This window comes from Streptomyces sp. NPDC059743 (genome assembly GCF_042732975.1).
In the GTDB taxonomy this organism is placed as follows: domain Bacteria; phylum Actinomycetota; class Actinomycetes; order Streptomycetales; family Streptomycetaceae; genus Streptomyces.
The window spans coordinates 261,714-278,161 of sequence record NZ_JBHWGS010000007.1; the positions used below are offsets into that span (position 1 = coordinate 261,714).

Genomic DNA, 16,448 nt, shown 5'->3' on the forward strand with positions numbered 1-16,448 from the left:
GCCCACCTGCGAACTCAGTCGATCCGGAGCGGCACTCCTGCTCCGGATCGACGACGAGGAAAAGGAGCTTTGTCATGCGCCGCATCCGCTCATTCGCCGTCGTCGCGGCGGCCTTCGTCGCTGCCCTCGGGGCCGTACCCACCGCGACCGCGGCCCCCGCGGAGTCCAGCAGCCTGGCGGCTTACAACTGCGCTCCCGGGCACTTCTGCATCTACAGCGACTGGAACGGCGGAGGAACCCGCTGTCAGTGGTCCCAGTCCAGCAAGGCGAACACCGCCGACGACTGCTCCTTCATCCGGCGAGGACAGAACGTACGCTCCGTCTGGAACGGAACCGGACACCGCGTGCAGTACTACACGCAGACCAACTACCAAGCGCGCGCCGGGTCGACCCCGGCCGGTGCGGGCGGCAATCTGCAGGGCAACTACCAGATCCGTTCCTTCAAGCCCCAGTAGCCAAGCCTGGTGAGACCGCCGTCCGGCCTCAATCGCGGCTGACAGACGCATCCGTGCGGGTGCCCGTACGTCTCGCCGGCTCCTCGGCACGCAGCTTCCGGTCGACCGACGACCGGCCGGAAGCTGCGGAGCACGGATCAACCGATGTCCTTTGACAGTGAAGTTAGTCGGTAGGCGGGCGCTGATCTGCGGCGACTATGTTGAATGACAGGGCTTCCCACAGATCTCCGGCCTGGGCCTTCTTTAGGATCACGCTCATGGGCGTGCGATAGGTTGCCCGCCATGACTGCGCTCGGACCCGTCGCCTGGCCACCTGCCCCGATAAGGACCGAACGGCTCGTGCTCCGAGAGTCCGAGGCCCGGGACCGTGCGGCGTTCATCGAGTTGTTCGCCTTGCCGGAGGTGCGCACCTACCTCGGTGGCCCTCGACCCCGTGACGAGCTCGAACGCGCGGTGCCCGAACTGCCCGGGCGGCGCCCTGGCCTTTTCGTGATCGAGCTCGACGGAGCGATGATCGGCACGACTACGCTCGATCGGCGCGACGCGGAGCGTCCGGGGCACGTCCGTCCGGATGCCAGGGAGGCCGAACTCGGCTATATGTTCCTGCCTGAGGCATGGGGACGCGGGTATGCCGCCGAGGCATGCGCGGCGGCGCTCAACTGGTTCGCCGACGCGCTTCCCGGCGAGCCGGTGGTGCTCTGCACCCAGACCGCCAACGACCGCTCGATGCGCCTCGCGGCGAAGCTGGGGTTCACCGAGGTGCAACGGTTCGAGGAGTGGGGTGCTGAGCAGTGGTTCGGCGTGTGGTCCCCGGTCACGGTGTCCGGTTGAGCTTGGACTGGGCGGCTTCGTCTCCAGGGCGGGCTCCCCGGTCCTGTTGGTGCTTGAGGTGGTAGCGGACGGACGCGTAGGAGACCGAGTGATCGTGGTCGTCCATGAGCTTGGTCCAGATGCCCCTGACGTTGAGGTTGTCGGTGATCACGCTGTCGATCAGACCGATGAGCCTGCCTCTGAGCGGGTCCCTTCCCCGGAAGACTTCCCTTTCGGCTGGGCGTGAGGTGTCCAGCGCGAGATGAACTGTCCATGGCGGGATCTTGTAGTGCTCGGCCAGTGAGCGGATCGTCATGCCTCTGCGGGCATGCTTGGCCGAGCGGCCGTCGGCCAGGCCGCCCAGCCCGTCGCGCTGATAGCGCTGGCGCCGCTGCTTGATCCCGCTGGCCGTCATCGCATGTCCGGCCGCCGTCAGCTCGGCAGCCTTGGCCCGCTCCCGCTGAGCCAGCGAGTTCTGTTCCGCGCCCAGTACCAGCCCGAGAAGTGTCGCTCACCACGAGACCAGCGAAACGGCCGCACTGGAGCCACGTCCTCGAACCTGGCTGTCACACACTCCAGCAGCGGACGGCGTTGCCGCTCGCGTACGGCATCCACGTACGACAACTCGACGTACGGCTCTGCAAGATCCATCCCAGCCGGTACAGCCATCCAGCACGCCCAGTGCGATCACCCACACGACTAGGTTCACTGAGTAAACGACTCGATTGGACGAGAGCGGTCAACCGAGCCCGCGCATGACCCGGCAGCGGTCATGTACTAGAGTTATCTCGACATCGAGATATCTGCCGAAGGCGTACCGCAGCCGCCACTCGGTAAGGGTTGCCTAACCAAGCCTTACCTTAGCGGATCGGCGAGGGCCGTGGCGGCGTCATGCGGCGGTAGCCGCACATAGAGGTACAGGCGCGGTAGTGCGCGCACATTGATGAAGGAGACTGTCGTGTCGGCGAACAGCTTCGACGCCCGCAGCACGCTGCGCGTGGGCGACGAGTCGTACGAGATCTTCAAGCTGGACAAGGTCGAGGGCTCCGCGCGCCTCCCTTACAGCCTGAAGGTGCTGCTGGAGAACCTGCTCCGCACCGAGGACGGCGCGAACATCACCGCCGACCACATCCGTGCGCTCGGCGGCTGGGACTCCCAGGCGCAGCCGAGCCAGGAGATCCAGTTCACCCCGGCGCGCGTGATCATGCAGGACTTCACCGGTGTGCCCTGTGTCGTGGACCTCGCCACCATGCGTGAGGCCGTGAAGGAGCTGGGCGGCGACCCGGCGAAGATCAATCCGCTGGCGCCCGCCGAGTTGGTCATCGACCACTCCGTCATCGCCGACAAGTTCGGTACGCCCGACTCCTTCGCGCAGAACGTGGAGCTGGAGTACGGCCGTAACAAGGAGCGTTACCAGTTCCTGCGCTGGGGCCAGACCGCGTTCGACGAGTTCAAGGTCGTCCCGCCCGGCACTGGTATCGTCCACCAGGTCAATATCGAGCACCTGGCCCGTACGGTCATGGTCCGTAACGGCCAGGCGTACCCCGACACGCTCGTCGGCACCGACTCGCACACCACCATGGTCAACGGCCTCGGTGTGCTCGGCTGGGGCGTCGGCGGTATCGAGGCCGAGGCCGCGATGCTCGGCCAGCCCGTCTCGATGCTCATCCCGCGCGTCGTCGGCTTCAAGCTGACCGGTGAGCTGCCCGCCGGCACCACCGCCACCGACCTCGTCCTCACGATCACCGAGATGCTGCGCAAGCACGGCGTCGTCGGCAAGTTCGTGGAGTTCTACGGCGAGGGCGTCGCCGCCACCTCCCTCGCCAACCGCGCCACCATCGGCAACATGTCGCCGGAGTTCGGCTCCACCGCCGCGATCTTCCCGATCGACGGCGAGACGCTGAAGTATCTGCGGCTGACCGGCCGCAGCGAGCAGCAGGTCGCGCTCGTGGAGGCGTACGCCAAGGAGCAGGGCCTCTGGCTCGACCCGGCCGCCGAGCCCGACTTCTCCGAGAAGCTGGAGCTGGACCTCGCCACGGTCGTCCCGTCCATCGCGGGCCCGAAGCGTCCTCAGGACCGTATCGTCCTGGCCGAGGCCAAGGAGAAGTTCACCGAGGACGTACGCAACTACGTCTCCGAGGACGAGGAGGCGGGCAAGGAGTCCTTCCCGGCCTCCGACGCTCCTGCCTCCGCCAACGGCGTACCGACGCGGCCGACGCTCGTCACGGCGCCCGACGGTTCGACGTACGAGATCGACCACGGCGCCGTGGTCGTCGCCGCGATCACCTCCTGCACCAACACCTCGAACCCGTATGTCATGGTCGCCGCCGCGCTGGTGGCCAAGAAGGCGGTCGAGAAGGGCCTGACCCGCAAGCCCTGGGTCAAGACCACTCTCGCGCCCGGCTCGAAGGTCGTCACCGACTACTTCGACAAGGCCGGTCTGACTCCGTACCTCGACAAGCTCGGCTTCAACCTCGTCGGCTACGGCTGCACCACCTGCATCGGCAACTCGGGCCCGCTGCCCGAGGAGGTCTCCAAGGCCGTCAACGAGCACGACCTCGCGGTCACTTCGGTGCTCTCCGGCAACCGCAACTTCGAGGGCCGGATCAACCCCGACGTCAAGATGAACTATCTGGCGTCGCCGCCGCTGGTCGTCGCGTACGCCCTCGCCGGCTCGATGAAGGTGGACATCACCAGGGACGCCCTGGGCATCGACCAGGACGGCAAGCCCGTCCACCTCGCGGACATCTGGCCCACCGAGGCCGAGGTCAACGATGTCGTGGCCAACGCCATCGGCGAGGACATGTTCAACAAGTCCTACCAGGACGTCTTCGCGGGCGACGCGCAGTGGCAGGCGCTGCCGATCCCGACCGGCAACACCTTCGAGTGGGACCCGCAGTCCACCTACGTCCGCAAGCCCCCGTACTTCGAGGGCATGACGATGGAGACCAGCCCGGTCGAGGACATCACCGGCGCGCGGGTGCTCGCCAAGCTGGGCGACTCGGTCACCACCGACCACATCTCCCCGGCCGGTGCGATCAAGGCCGACACCCCGGCCGGCACCTACCTCACGGAGCACGGCGTCGAGCGGCGCGACTTCAACTCGTACGGCTCCCGCCGTGGCAACCACGAGGTGATGATCCGCGGCACCTTCGCCAACATCCGGCTGCGCAACCAGATCGCGCCGGGCACGGAGGGCGGCTTCACCCGCGACTTCACCGTCGAGGGCGCGCCGGTCTCCTTCATCTACGACGCCTCCCAGAACTACCAGGCCGCCGGCACGCCGCTGGTCGTGCTGGCGGGCAAGGAGTACGGCTCGGGCTCGTCCCGCGACTGGGCGGCCAAGGGCACCGCGCTGCTGGGCGTGAAGGCCGTCATCGCCGAGTCGTACGAGCGCATCCACCGCTCGAACCTGATCGGCATGGGCGTCCTCCCGCTCCAGTACCCGGAGGGCGCCTCGGCGGAGGCCCTGGGCCTGACGGGCGAGGAGACCTTCTCCTTCACCGGCGTCACGGAACTCAACAACGGCACCACTCCCCGCACGGTCAAGGTCACCACGGACACTGGCGTGGAGTTCGACGCGGTCGTCCGCATCGACACCCCGGGCGAGGCGGACTACTACCGCAACGGCGGCATCATGCAGTACGTACTGCGGAGCCTGATCCGCAAGTAGGCGGCGGCTGCTAGCGGCTGCTGTGGCGGTGGAGGCACTGAGCTGAGGGCCGTGTTCCGTACGTACCTGTACGGGACACGGCCCTTGCCGTGTATTGGCGCGAACTTGCCTCAACAGGATGTTGCTCTGAGTAATCGGATGCATATATACTGTGGAGCAGTTGCGCACTCAATCAACCCCGAGTGGAGGCAAACATGGCTCGTGCCTGGGAGGCCGATCCGTCCGCGTTATTCGAGCGGCGGCTCGGAAAGTCGGCCAAGGAGCTGGGCAATTCCACGGAAGACGATGAATGCCCCGACATCTGGCAGCTCGACAACGGTGATATCGCGGTGATCGGCAGAGATCTTACGTCTCATTACGCCCCGCGACTGCCGGAGGGCGTTGTTCTCGCCGCCGACGAACGGCTGGTTGTCATCCCGGGGAATATGCTCAGCGCGGCGAAGGCAGATATCCGTGATGCTTGATCTCCGTGCCCCGACTCTTCCGCCGGAGCTGGGCGAGAGGCTCGTACGAGACGTCTACAGGCGGGACTTCCGGGAACGGTTCGCAGCGATCCGGAACCGGGACTCCTGGAAGCTCGAACGCAGGCAGCACTTCGAGGAGCAAGGCAGTGCCAGCCGCGATGCGCTCAGTCGGGGCGATTGGGACGAAGCGCTGCGGCTTATCGAAGAGCAACGTGAGGATCTGCTCGCATCCGTTCGTGAAGATGAACGCCGCGGTTCTCGCTTTCATCGAGTACGAGTGGTGGAGAAGCCGCTGACACCCTATCTGCAATGGGAACTGTATTCGCTGCGACAGCGGGCGGAATGCGGTGGGAGAGTCCGTACGATCAGCGCCGAGGCGGTAGCCGCATCGGAGGGCCACGGCCTCCTGCCGGAATTAGTTGTTCTCGGCGGCCGGACGCTCTACGAGATTGTATACACCGAATCCGGCGTTCCGAACGGCGCGGTCCGCTATACCGACAGTGAAATCGTCGGGCGCTGGGAGAGCTACATCAAGGAACTCTACGGGGCAGGTGAGGACGTGGAGAGCTACTTCGCCCGCGAGGTGGCGCACCTTCCCCCGCCGACGACAAACGCGGAGTAGACGATCAACGAGGACAGAAGAGACGAGGGGCAGCCCGGCAGGACGAACAACGACCTGTCGGGTACGTCGCGCGATGTCATACAGGCGGGAAGCGTGAGCGGAGGAATTCACTTCCACGGGCACGGCACGCCGGGCGAGGACGGTTCACCGAACCCCATGCCGCGGCAACTCCCGGCCGACATACGCGGATTCGTCAACCGTACGCATGAACTCGACGAGTTGAACGCTGTGCTGGCCGATGAGGAGGGCCGGCCGCTGGTCATCTCGGTCTGTGTGATCGCCGGTACGGCCGGTGCGGGAAAGACCTCGCTGGCTCTGCGCTGGGCGCATCAGGTCCAGGACCGCTTCCCGGACGGGCAGCTTTACGTCAATCTGCGCGGTTATGACCCGGGGGAGCCGGTCACGGCTCACGAGGCACTGAATCGCTTCCTCAGTGCGCTGGGCGTACGACCGCCGTCGATACCGCAGGACGTCGATTCCGCCGCCGCGTTGTACCGCTCCTTGCTGGCCGACCGCCGGATGCTGATCGTCCTTGACAACGCTGCCACGGTCGGCCAGGTCCGCCCGTTGCTGCCCGGCAGCGCCGGCTGTCTGGTGGTCGTCACCAGCCGGAGCCGCCTCTCCGGACTCGCCGTACGGGACGGAGCGCGGCGGCTGACGCTCGGTACGCTGCCGCAGCCCGAAGCCGTCGCCCTGCTGCGTGCCGTCACTGCCGGATACCGGCCCGAGGACGACCCGGACAAGCTCACCGAACTGGCCGGGCTCTGCGCTCGGCTGCCGCTGGCACTGCGGATCGCCGCCGAGCGCGCCGCCAGCCACCCCCATATGAAGCTGGACGACCTGATCGCCGATCTGCGGGACGAGAGCGCCCTGTGGGACGCCCTCAGCACCGGGGACGACGAGGAGGCCGAGGCGGTCCGTACCGTATTCGCATGGTCCTACCGGGCGCTGCCGGAGCGGGCCGCCCGGCTGTTCCGGCTGCTGGGTCTGCACCCCGGCCCCGAGTTCGGCCTCCATGCCGCGGCTGCCCTCGCGGGACTGACCGTCCCGAAGACCCGGCAGTTACTCGACTCCCTGGTCGGCGCCCATCTGCTGGAGCAGACCGCCCCGGACCGCTACCAGTTCCACGACCTGCTGCGCGCCTACGCCACCGACCAGGCACAGCACGAAGAGCCGCCCGAGGAACGGTCGGCCGCGCTCCGCCGCGTACTGGACTGGTATCTGCACACCGCCGACGCGGCGCAGAGCTGGATCAGTCCCGCCGAGCTTCATCTCTCGCTCACCCCGCCGGTGGAGGGAGTGCAGCCGCTGTCCTTTCCCGACTACGACACTGCCGTGGACTGGTCGGAGCGCGAGCACACCAATCTGCTTCAGGCGGTACGGGCGGTCGCCACCCAGGACGACCGGCTCACCTGGCAACTGGCGGTCGTTCTGGCGAGGGCACAGCCTCCTTCTGCCCTGGCGACAGACTGGCTGGCCGTTGGTCGTACAGGTCTGGCGGCAGCACGCCGGCTGGGTGATCGCAGCGCGGAGTTCCGACTTCTTACCGAACTGGGAATGAACTACACCCAGGCCAATCACCTCGACGCGAGCCATGAGAGCCACCTTGAGGCCTTGGCCATCTCGCGTGAGCTGGGCGACCGGCTCGGTGAGGCCCGTTCGCTCAACCTGATCGGGCTGTTCCATCTCCGTACGCGACAACTCGCCGACGCCGCCTCGTACTTCGAGCAGGCCCTCACCGTCTTCCGGGAGCAGGACGCCGCCCACTGGGAGGCCACGACGTTCTCGAACCTCGCCAGTACCCACTACCGTGCCGGCCGCCTCCCGGAGGCGTCCGCCGCCGCCCGCCAGGCGCTGGCGGCGCACCGCGCCCTGAGCAATCAGCGAGGCGAAGGCAATGTCCTGCGCCTGCTGAGCCATGTGGAGCATGAGCAGGGAGACGACGAGAAGGCGCTCGGTACGGCCCGCGAGGCTGTGGACATCGCGCTCACGTTGCGCGATCACCGGCTGGAGGGCTACTGGCTTCTCACCCTCGGCGACGCTCAACTGGCCAACGGTCAGCCCACGGAGGCGCTCGCCTCGTACCAGCGGTCCGCCACGCTCCACCGTCGGCTCGGGAATCGGAGCCGGGAGGCCATGGCGTGGAACGGTACGGCTCAGGCGTACCGGCATCTCGACCGGCACAAGGAAGCCGCTCACTTCCATCGCCGGGCCGCCGCCGCTCATCGTGCCTTCGGTGACACCTGGGACGAGGCCATGGCCCTGGACGGGCTGGCCGAGGCCCTGGTCATCGACGACCCGGAGGCCGCCCGTACGCACTGGGCGGACGCCCTGGGACTGCTGGCCGGTTACGACGATCCCCGCGCGGTCGCGGCCCGTGCCCGGATCGAAAGCCGCCGCGCCGAAGCGGACTGAGCCAGAGCCCGGAGAACGGGAACGGGAACGGGAACGGGCCGCCGGCTCTCCCCGGCGGCCCGTTCCCTCATGCCTTTCCCAACTCAGCCCGCTACCTCAGCAGTTCCACCTCCGCCAGCGTCGGCGGGGCATCGCTCGAACCGTCGCTCACCAAGCGATACCTCTCGTACGTCCCCGGCTCGGCGATCGTGAAGGCCCTCGTCTGCTTGTCCCAGGTGAAGGACTGCGCCGACCTGGTGTCCAAGGTCTGCCAGGTCGCGCCGTCATCCGTCGAGCCCTGGAGTGTCCAGCCGCTCGGGGCCTTCGAGGCCGTGGACGACGTCAAGGTGTACTGGACCGCGCGGGTCGCCGATCCGACCGGGAGGTCCAGCGACTCGACCGTTCCCTCCGTGCGGGAGGAGTTGTCGAAGAGCGGGCCGGCCGAGGCCGGCAGCGCGTCCGTCCGCGGCGACGGCGCCTTGTCGTCCTGGGTGATCGAGACCGGCGCCGCGTCCTTGCCCGTGCCCCACTTCGACGGCCTCGGGCCCATCGTGAAGTCCAGCGTGCCGCCGGCCGCGATCAGCTCGTGCGGGAGCGCCGTGGAGTTCCAGGGCTTGCCGTTGACCCTGAGGCTCTGGACGTAGATGTTCTTGTCGCTGTTCTCCGGAGCCTTGATCACCAGCGTGCGGCCGTTGTCCAGATGGACCTTCGCCTTGGTGAAGAGCGGCGAGCCGATCGCGTACTCCCCGCTGCCCATCACCAGCGGATAGAACCCGAGCGCCGAGAAGAGATACCAGCCCGACTGCTCGCCGTTGTCCTCGTCGCCGTGGTAGCCCTGCCCTATCTCGCTGCCGACGTACAGCCGGCCCAGGACCTCACGGACCTTCTCCTGTGTCTTCCACGGCTGTGAGGCCGCGTTGTACATGTATGTGACATGGTGGGCGACCTGGTTGGAGTGGCCGTACATGCCCATCCGTACGTCGCGCGCCTCCGTCATCTCATGGATCACACCGCCGTACGAGCCGACGAACTCGGGACCGGCCGTCTCGGGCGTCGCGAAGTAGGTGTCCAGCTTCTGTCCGAGGCCCGCGCGCCCGCCGTACAGATTCGCCAGACCGCGCGAGTCCTGCGGTGCGGTGAAGGCGTAGCCCCAGCCGTTCGTCTCGGTGTAGTCGTAGCCCCAGATCCTCGGGTCGTACTTCGCCGAGTCCACCCGCCAGTCGCCCTTGAGATTACGGCCCTGGAAGAAGCCGGCCTTCGTGTCGAAGAGGGTGACATAGTCCTGCGCGCGGTTGCGGAAGTACTCCGACTCCTCCTTGTAGCGCGCCTTCTTGGTCTTCTCGTAGAGCGCCTCGCCCATCTTGGACAGGCCGTAGTCGTTGAGGTAGCCCTCCAGCGACCACGAGAGCCCCTCGTGCGTCTCCGTGGAGGCGTAGCCGAGGAACGGAGAGGTCTCCATGCCCTTGCGGCCCACACCCGAACTGGGCGGCACCACCGTGGCGTTCTTCAGCGCCGCCTCGTACGCCGCCTCCGCGTCGAAGTCGACGCCCTTCACATACGCGTCGGCGAAGGCCACGTCCGAGCTCGTGCCGGTCATCAGGTCCGCGTAGCCCGGCGAGGACCAGCGGGAGATCCAGCCGCCGTCCTTGTACTGCTGGACGAAGCCGTCCACCAGCTCGCCCGCCCGCTCCGGAGTGAGGAAGGAGTACGCGGGCCAGGTCGTCCGGTAGGTGTCCCAGAAGCCGTTGTTGACGTACACCTCGCCGTCGACGATCTTCGCGCCCGTCCGTGTCGGCGTGTCCTGGCCCGTCTTCGCCGAGAACGGGCTCGCGTACTGCTGCTTCGGCTGCGACGTCGTACCGGCGTTCTCGAAGCCGGAGTTGGGATACAGATACAGCCGGTAGAGGCTGGAGTAGAGCGTGGTGAGCTGGTCGTGGTTCGCGCCCTCCACCTCCACCCTGCCCAGGATGTCGTCCCAGGCGTCCTGCGCCCGGTCCTGGACCTTCTTGAAGCGGGTGCCTTCGGGGATCTCGTCGGCGAGGTTCTTCTTCGCCTGGTCCACGCTGATCAGTGACGTCGCGATCCGCAGGGTGACGGTACGGTCCTCGCCGGCGTCGAAGCGCAGATAGCCGGTGACATCCGCGCCTCCGCCGCCGGGCAGCTTGCCGCTCGCGGTTACGGGCGCGTCGAAGACGCCGTATACGAAAAGGCGCGTGGCGCCGGTCGACAGACCGCTCTTGACATCCGAGAAACCGGTGAAGGAACTCGTCCCCGGATCGAGTGTCAGTCCGCCCGCGTTGGAGATGTTGTCGAAGATCATGCTCGCGTCGGCGCCGGGATAGGTGACCCGGACCATCGCCGCGTGATCGGTCGGCGTCATCTCCGTCTTGAGACCGTTCTCGAACGTCACACCGTAGTAGTGCGGCTTCGCGATCTCGTTCTCGTGCCGGAACGGCAGCGCCCGCGCCGTACGGGACGCGTTGGGCGTGCCCGGGGCCACCGACGGCATCATCTGGAACGTCTGCCGGTCGCCCATCCAGGGACTCGGCTCATGGCTGGCGCTGAACGCCTGTACGGTCGGCAGATTGTCGGCGTTGTTGGCCCGGCTGTACTCGTACAGCCAGCTGTTCGAACCGGCGTTGGTCACCGGAGTCCAGAAGTTGAAGCCGTTGGGCACGGCGGTCGCCGGGAAGGTGTTGCCGCGCGAGAAGGATCCGCTGGAGTTGGTGCCACGTGTCGTGGACGCGTAGTCCGACAGATGCTTGAGCCGCTTCTCGGGCGCCTTCGGTGCCAGGGTGATGTCGTCGATCCAGCCCTGGAAGGTCGCCGGGCCCTTGGGGGAGTCGTACGCCACCAGGATCCGGTCGACGGTCTTGCCGGCCGCGACCGGGCCGATGCTCGCGTCGACCTGGTTCCACTGGTTGACGTAGAGGCGCTTGGCGGCGCCCTGGCCCTGAGGAGTGAGCAGTCCGCCGTGCGCGTCGACGGCCTTGAGATCACTCAGATAGGTGCCGTCGGTGAAGGCGAGATCGACGGAGACATTGGTGGCCGGATAGTTGAGATCCGTCTCCGGGAGGGAGGGATAGATCCGGTAGGAGAGCGCGGTGTCGCGCTCCACGGCTGTGTCGACATCGAAGATCTTGTTGTACGAGTACGCCCGCCCGTCCGGCTGGTGCGTACCCGCGTACTTCAGCGCCCGCGTCCCGGTGAATCCGACGGCGGCCTTGGCCGTGGGAGAGCCGGACGGGCCGCGGTCGACCTGGGTGCGCATGTCCTGAGGCGGCGGAGTGCTCGTATCGCCGTCGGAGAACTGGACATCGGCGAGCTGAGTGGCGTCGGAGGCACCGTTGTTGGCCGTGATGTCGAGCCGGTAGTGCTGGTACGCGGTGGTGTTGGCGATGTCGTACGTCCTGGTCTGGAAGCGCTCGCCGAAGGTCTCGCCCTTCCGCGTGTCCAGGTCCCGCCACTCCTTGCCGTCCGTGGAGCCCTGGAGCGTCCAGTCCTTGGGATCGCGCTCGGCGTGGTCGTTCGCCGAGGTCAGGGCGTAGGTGAGGACCTTGACCGGCTCGTCGAGATCGAACTCCACCCAGGCGGTCCTGGTGAACGCCAGCCACTTGGTGGCCGACTGGACATCGACCAGATTCTCCTTGGTCTCACCGGCGCCGGTGTTCTCGCCGCTGGCGCGCAGCTCCACCACCCGGTCGGTGACATTGCCCGGGATTCCGCTGGTGAAGCCTCCGTCGACACCGGATGCCCGCTTCTCGCCGCCAGGGCCCACTTCGACGGTATTGCGCCAGTCCGGCTGTTTTTCGTCCGCCTCGAAGGACGAGCTGAATTCCTTTTCCGCCGGCTCGGGTTGCGCGGGCTGTGCCACGGCGGCGGACTGTGCCGTTACGACGAGCAGCGCGGCGGTCGCCACCAGGGCGGCTGTGTGCCATTGTCTGCGCCGGGGTCCGGTTCTCTGCTCCATACCGAGTCTTTCCTCCTGCGTACCAAGTCGGACAACGTTGTCAAACGAGAGCGCAGGTCCAGTAGGAGCCAAGTGCAGAGTGGTGTCAAGGGTGTTGCCGGGGTGGAACATTTGGAATCGGCCATTCCGATGCGGGCGGAGGTGGTCGAATGAGTACACAACCGCCTCGGATATCCGCGAGGTCTCAACTAGGGAAAGACTGCCGCCCAAACCTGCTTTCGATCTTGCTCCGTCGACGGGAAGTGGACTATACCTGTCGCGTCCGCCCCTGGAGTTTCCCGCAGTGGCGGACAACACGTAGGAGGACAGGGGGCGGTGGGGAGGGCTCTGTCCGCTCCCGGCCGATCGGTCGAGGCCCGTACTCCCGCGATCGACACATCCGACGAAGAATGACATTCGCGTACAACCCGGCTTTATCTGTACGACCCAGCTTCATTTGACCGCGGTGGCGGGGCCCTTCTCCTCAGGTGAGAAGCACGGGCGACCGGTACACCGCCTGAGTCCTGGAGAAGGCGAGGACTTGAGCATGGGATCCACCTCCGCTCAGCACAACGGGGGCCTCGGCCGTCGTGATGTGATCAAGCGGTCCGCCGCGATCGGTCTGATCACCGTCCCGACGATGAGCTTCCTGGCGTCCTGCGCGAGCAGCGACAGCGGGACCGACAACAAGGTCGAGAAGGGCACGACGTCCGAGAAGAACCCGCTCGGAGTGAACGAGACCGCGTCGCTCGACTTCGTTCTGTTCGACGGCGGTTTCGGCACCGAGTACGCCACGGACGCCGTGGAGCAGTACAAGAAGGCCTTCCCGAAGGCGGAGGTGAAGTTCACCCCGACGCAGAAGATCCAGTCCCAGCTCCAGCCGCGCTTCAACGGCGGCACCCCGCCCGACCTGATCGACAACTCGGGTGCCGAGCAGATGGACATGGGCGTTCTCGTCGGCAAGAAGCAGCTCGCCGATCTCACGCCGCTGCTGGACGCGCCGTCCTACGACGATCCGGCCAAGAAGGTCCGTGACACGCTTCGGCCCGGTGTCGTCGAGATGGGCCAGTTCGACGGCGACCCGGTCTGGATCATGTACTACGCCTACACGGTGTACGGCGTCTGGTACTCGCAGACCGCGCTGGACAGGCTCGACGCGGAGTATCCCGAGGACTGGGACGCGATGCTGGCCCTCTGTGCGAAGGCCAAGAAGAAGGACATCGCGGGCTGGACGTACGCCGGCAAGTACCCGTACTACATCCCGTTCTCGCTCTACCCGTTCATCGGGAAGATCGGCGGCCGTGAGGTCCTCGACGCGATCGACAACCTGGAGCCGAACGCCTGGAAGCACCCGGCCGTCAAGGCCGCCTTCGAGGCGTACTACGAGCTGTTCCGGAAGGGCTACATCCTCCAGGGCACGCCCGGTCTCGACCACATCCAGTCGCAGACCGCGTGGACCGAGGGCAAGGCGCTGTTCATCCCGAACGGCTCCTGGGTGGAGAACGAGGCGGCCAAGACCACGCCGAAGGACTTCGCGATGAAGGTGGCCGCGCCGTCCGGTCTGGACAGCTCGGACAAGCTGCCGTTCGGCACCATCTGGGCCTCCGGCGGCGAGCCGTTCGTCGTCCCGGCGAAGGCCAAGAACCCCGACGGCGGCATGGAGCAGCTCCGCATCATGCTGAGCGAGGCGTCCTCGAAGAACTTCACCTCCAAGGTGAAGTCGCTGACCTCCTTCAACGGCGGCACCGACGGCCTCACGCTGTCCACCGCGCTCCAGTCCGGTGTCGACGCCCTCGCCAAGGCGGGCGACAACGTACTGAACCCGCGGATGCAGGACTGGTACGTCGCCCTCCAGAAGGAGAAGCTCGGTGTGGGCGTGCTCGGCGAGATGATGGCCGGGCGCATGACTCCGGCCGAGGCCATGAACAAGGCCCAGGAGTTCGCCGACGCGGCGGCCAAGGACGACTCCATCAAGCACTACAAGCACCAGTAGGAGCGGCAGCGGCCGGAAGCCCCGCCGGGGCTTCCGGCTCCGGCCCGTCGGCCGCGCGCGGAGTCCGACGGGCTCCCCAAGGCAGCACGGCGGCACCCGCCGGGATTCGGGGTCGGGAGACATGCAACACGGCAAGTACCGGTTCATCGTGGGGTTTCTCATTGTCCCCTTGGCGCTGTACGGACTTTTCGTCGTATGGCCGTTCGTCCAGTCCATCTACTATTCGTTCACGGACTGGACCGGGCTCAGCCCGGACTTCGCGATGGTCGGCTTCGACAACTACACCCGGATGCTCGATGACGAGACCTTCTGGAGTTCTCTCCAGCACAGTCTGACCTTCGCGCTGCTGCTGCCCGTGGTGGTGCTGGGACTGGCGCTGTTCTTCGCGTTCATGCTGAATGTCGGCGGGCGCCACCGTAAGGGATCCGCGATTTCGGGTGTGCGCGGATCCGCCTTCTACAAGATCGTGTATTTCTTTCCGCAGGTGCTGTCGATCGCGATCGTCGCGCTGCTCTTCCAGTTCGCGTACAACCCGAACAGCGGCGCCATCAACTCGGCGCTCGGCGCCGTCGGTCTGGACAGCGTGCAGCCCGAGTGGCTGGGCGATCCGAATCTCGCGCTGTGGTGTGTGATGGCCGTCCTGGTCTGGTCCACCACCGGCTTCTTCGTCGTCCTGTTCTCCGCGGGCATGGCCTCCATCCCCAAGGACTTCTACGAGGCGGCGCTGCTGGACGGCGCGAACCGCTTCACCACCTTCTTCCGCATCACCCTGCCGCTGCTGTGGGACACGGTGCAGTCGGGGTGGGTCTACATGGGCATCCTCGCCCTCGGCGCGGAGTCCTTCGCCGTCGTCCAGATCATGACCGTGGGACCCGGCGGGCCCGCCGATTCCACCAACGTACTGACCTTGCTCGTCTACCAGAAGGCGTTCCGTGACGGTCAGGCGGCCTATGCGACCACGATCGGTGTCGCCCTGCTCGTCGTCACGCTGGCCTTCTCCGCCATCGTGATGCGGCTGGGCCGACGTGAGCGGCTGGAGTTCTGATGAAGACCACCGACACCACTCCTCCGGCCGACACCCCGGGCCCGGCCGGCCCTCAGGACGCGGCTGCGGCCGGTACGGTCACGGCGCCGCCGGCCGTACGCAAGACGGCTCCGCCGGCCGTCAGGGAGTCGAAGAGCGGCGGCGTCCTCAATGTGTTCTCGCACGGCGTGCTCGTCATCTGGGCCGTCCTGGTCGTGATGCCGCTGCTGTGGGCGGTCATGACGTCCTTCAAGGACGACAGGTCCATCTTCACCAAGCCGTGGTCGCTGCCCGACTCGCTGCACTTCGAGAACTGGTCGCGCGCCTGGACCCAGGCGCATATGAGCGACTACTTCCTCAACACCGTGCTGGTGGTGGCCGGTTCACTCGTCGGCACCCTGCTGCTCGGCTCGATGGCCGCGTACGTACTGGCGCGCTTCGAGTTCCCGGGCAACCGCTTCATCTACTACCTGTTCATCGGCGGGATGAGCTTCCCGATCATTCTCGCGCTGGTCCCGCTGTTCTACGTCATGAACAATCTGGGCCTGCTGAACACCATCCACGGTCTGATCCTCGTCTATATCGCCTACTCGCTGCCGTTCACGGTCTTCTTCCTCGTCTCGTTCTTCAGGACGCTGCCGACCTCGGTGGCGGAGGCGGCGATCATCGACGGTGCCTCGCACACCCGGACGTTCTTCCAGGTGATGCTGCCCATGGCCAAGCCCGGTCTGATCAGCGTCGGGATCTTCAACTTCCTGGGTCAGTGGAACCAGTACCTGCTGCCCACGGTGCTCAACACCGACCCGGAGAACAAGGTGCTCTCCCAAGGACTGGTGCAGCTCGCGGTCAGCCAGGGATACAAGGGCGACTGGTCGGGCCTCTTCGCCGGTCTGGTGATGGCGATGCTGCCGGTGCTCGCCGCGTACATCATCTTCCAGCGCCAGGTGGTGGCCGGTCTGACGGCGGGCGCCCTGAAGTAGACCGTCGGCAGACCGCCCGGAGATCGCCGGGCGCCCGGCGGTCACGGGACGGCGCAAACCACTCGAACCGCCCGTCGACACTGG

11 protein-coding genes are annotated in these 16,448 nt (G+C 66.6%); 9 read left to right on the forward strand and 2 right to left on the reverse strand.

The genetic code is table 11. The features are described from left to right. The first annotated feature begins 74 nt into the window (after positions 1-74). Entirely contained in the window at positions 75-455 is a 381-nt protein-coding gene (locus ACFV6H_RS15630; RefSeq protein WP_385541906.1) for a peptidase inhibitor family I36 protein, read from the forward strand. Between the two features lie 282 nt (positions 456-737). Continuing rightward, positions 738-1,286 carry a GNAT family N-acetyltransferase gene (locus ACFV6H_RS15635; RefSeq protein WP_385541908.1) on the forward strand — a complete coding sequence of 183 codons (549 nt, stop codon included), beginning with the start codon at positions 738-740 and terminating at the stop codon, positions 1,284-1,286. Here the strand turns inward: ACFV6H_RS15635 and ACFV6H_RS15640 are convergent. Continuing rightward, entirely contained in the window at positions 1,270-1,680 is a 411-nt protein-coding gene (locus tag ACFV6H_RS15640; RefSeq protein ID WP_385541910.1) for a hypothetical protein, read from the reverse strand. The genes ACFV6H_RS15635 and ACFV6H_RS15640 overlap by 17 nt on opposite strands. Before the next feature lie 543 nt (positions 1,681-2,223). On the opposite strand from ACFV6H_RS15640, the gene acnA reads away from it, so the two are divergent. The 4 genes from acnA (at position 2,224) to ACFV6H_RS15660 (ending at position 8,439) form a co-directional block, all read left to right on the forward strand. After that, the gene (gene acnA, locus ACFV6H_RS15645; RefSeq protein WP_385541912.1) at positions 2,224-4,938 is read left to right on the forward strand and encodes an aconitate hydratase AcnA; all 2,715 of its coding nucleotides are present in this window, start codon (positions 2,224-2,226) and stop codon (positions 4,936-4,938) included. 194 nt (positions 4,939-5,132) lie between these two features. Further along, on the forward strand, positions 5,133-5,402 hold the full coding sequence (locus tag ACFV6H_RS15650; protein ID WP_385541914.1) for a hypothetical protein: 270 nt from the start codon (positions 5,133-5,135) through the stop codon (positions 5,400-5,402). After that, entirely contained in the window at positions 5,395-6,024 is a 630-nt protein-coding gene (locus ACFV6H_RS15655) for a DUF6879 family protein (protein WP_385542123.1), read from the forward strand. Before ACFV6H_RS15650 ends, ACFV6H_RS15655 begins: the two co-directional genes overlap by 8 nt. 93 nt (positions 6,025-6,117) lie before the next feature. After that, entirely contained in the window at positions 6,118-8,439 is a 2,322-nt protein-coding gene (locus ACFV6H_RS15660; protein WP_385541916.1) for an ATP-binding protein, read from the forward strand. Positions 8,440-8,530: 91 nt separating this feature from the next. On the opposite strand, the gene ACFV6H_RS15665 is transcribed toward ACFV6H_RS15660, so the two are convergent. Then, on the reverse strand, positions 8,531-12,388 hold the full coding sequence (locus ACFV6H_RS15665) for a GH92 family glycosyl hydrolase (RefSeq protein WP_385541918.1): 3,858 nt from the start codon (positions 12,386-12,388) through the stop codon (positions 8,531-8,533). Between the two features lie 526 nt (positions 12,389-12,914). Between ACFV6H_RS15665 and ngcE the strand changes: the two genes are divergently transcribed. The 3 genes from ngcE to ACFV6H_RS15680 all read left to right on the forward strand — a co-directional run bounded on the left by ngcE (position 12,915) and on the right by ACFV6H_RS15680 (position 16,364). Beyond that, positions 12,915-14,360 (forward strand): N-acetylglucosamine/diacetylchitobiose ABC transporter substrate-binding protein, encoded by a 1,446-nt coding sequence (gene ngcE, locus ACFV6H_RS15670; protein WP_385541920.1) that lies wholly within the window; start codon positions 12,915-12,917, stop codon positions 14,358-14,360. Positions 14,361-14,481: 121 nt separating this feature from the next. After that, complete coding sequence (locus ACFV6H_RS15675) at positions 14,482-15,405, forward strand: carbohydrate ABC transporter permease (RefSeq protein ID WP_384791254.1); 924 nt, start codon at positions 14,482-14,484, stop codon at positions 15,403-15,405. Continuing rightward, entirely contained in the window at positions 15,405-16,364 is a 960-nt protein-coding gene (locus tag ACFV6H_RS15680) for a carbohydrate ABC transporter permease (protein ID WP_385541922.1), read from the forward strand. Before ACFV6H_RS15675 ends, ACFV6H_RS15680 begins: the two co-directional genes overlap by 1 nt. Positions 16,365-16,448 lie beyond the last annotated feature (84 nt).

Bases quoted from the DNA above. Each gene is read 5' to 3' on its own strand.
- ACFV6H_RS15630 (WP_385541906.1), top strand. From the start codon at position 75: ATGCGCCGCATCCGCTCATTCGCCGTCGTCGCGGCGGCCTTCGTCGCT.
- ACFV6H_RS15635 (WP_385541908.1), top strand. From the start codon at position 738: ATGACTGCGCTCGGACCCGTCGCCTGGCCACCTGCCCCGATAAGGACC.
- ACFV6H_RS15640 (WP_385541910.1), bottom strand. From the start codon at position 1,680: ATGACGGCCAGCGGGATCAAGCAGCGGCGCCAGCGCTATCAGCGCGAC.
- ACFV6H_RS15650 (WP_385541914.1), top strand. From the start codon at position 5,133: ATGGCTCGTGCCTGGGAGGCCGATCCGTCCGCGTTATTCGAGCGGCGG.
- ACFV6H_RS15655 (WP_385542123.1), top strand. From the start codon at position 5,395: ATGCTTGATCTCCGTGCCCCGACTCTTCCGCCGGAGCTGGGCGAGAGG.
- ACFV6H_RS15665 (WP_385541918.1), bottom strand. From the start codon at position 12,388: ATGGAGCAGAGAACCGGACCCCGGCGCAGACAATGGCACACAGCCGCC.
- ngcE (WP_385541920.1), top strand. From the start codon at position 12,915: ATGGGATCCACCTCCGCTCAGCACAACGGGGGCCTCGGCCGTCGTGAT.
- ACFV6H_RS15675 (WP_384791254.1), top strand. From the start codon at position 14,482: ATGCAACACGGCAAGTACCGGTTCATCGTGGGGTTTCTCATTGTCCCC.
- ACFV6H_RS15680 (WP_385541922.1), top strand. From the start codon at position 15,405: ATGAAGACCACCGACACCACTCCTCCGGCCGACACCCCGGGCCCGGCC.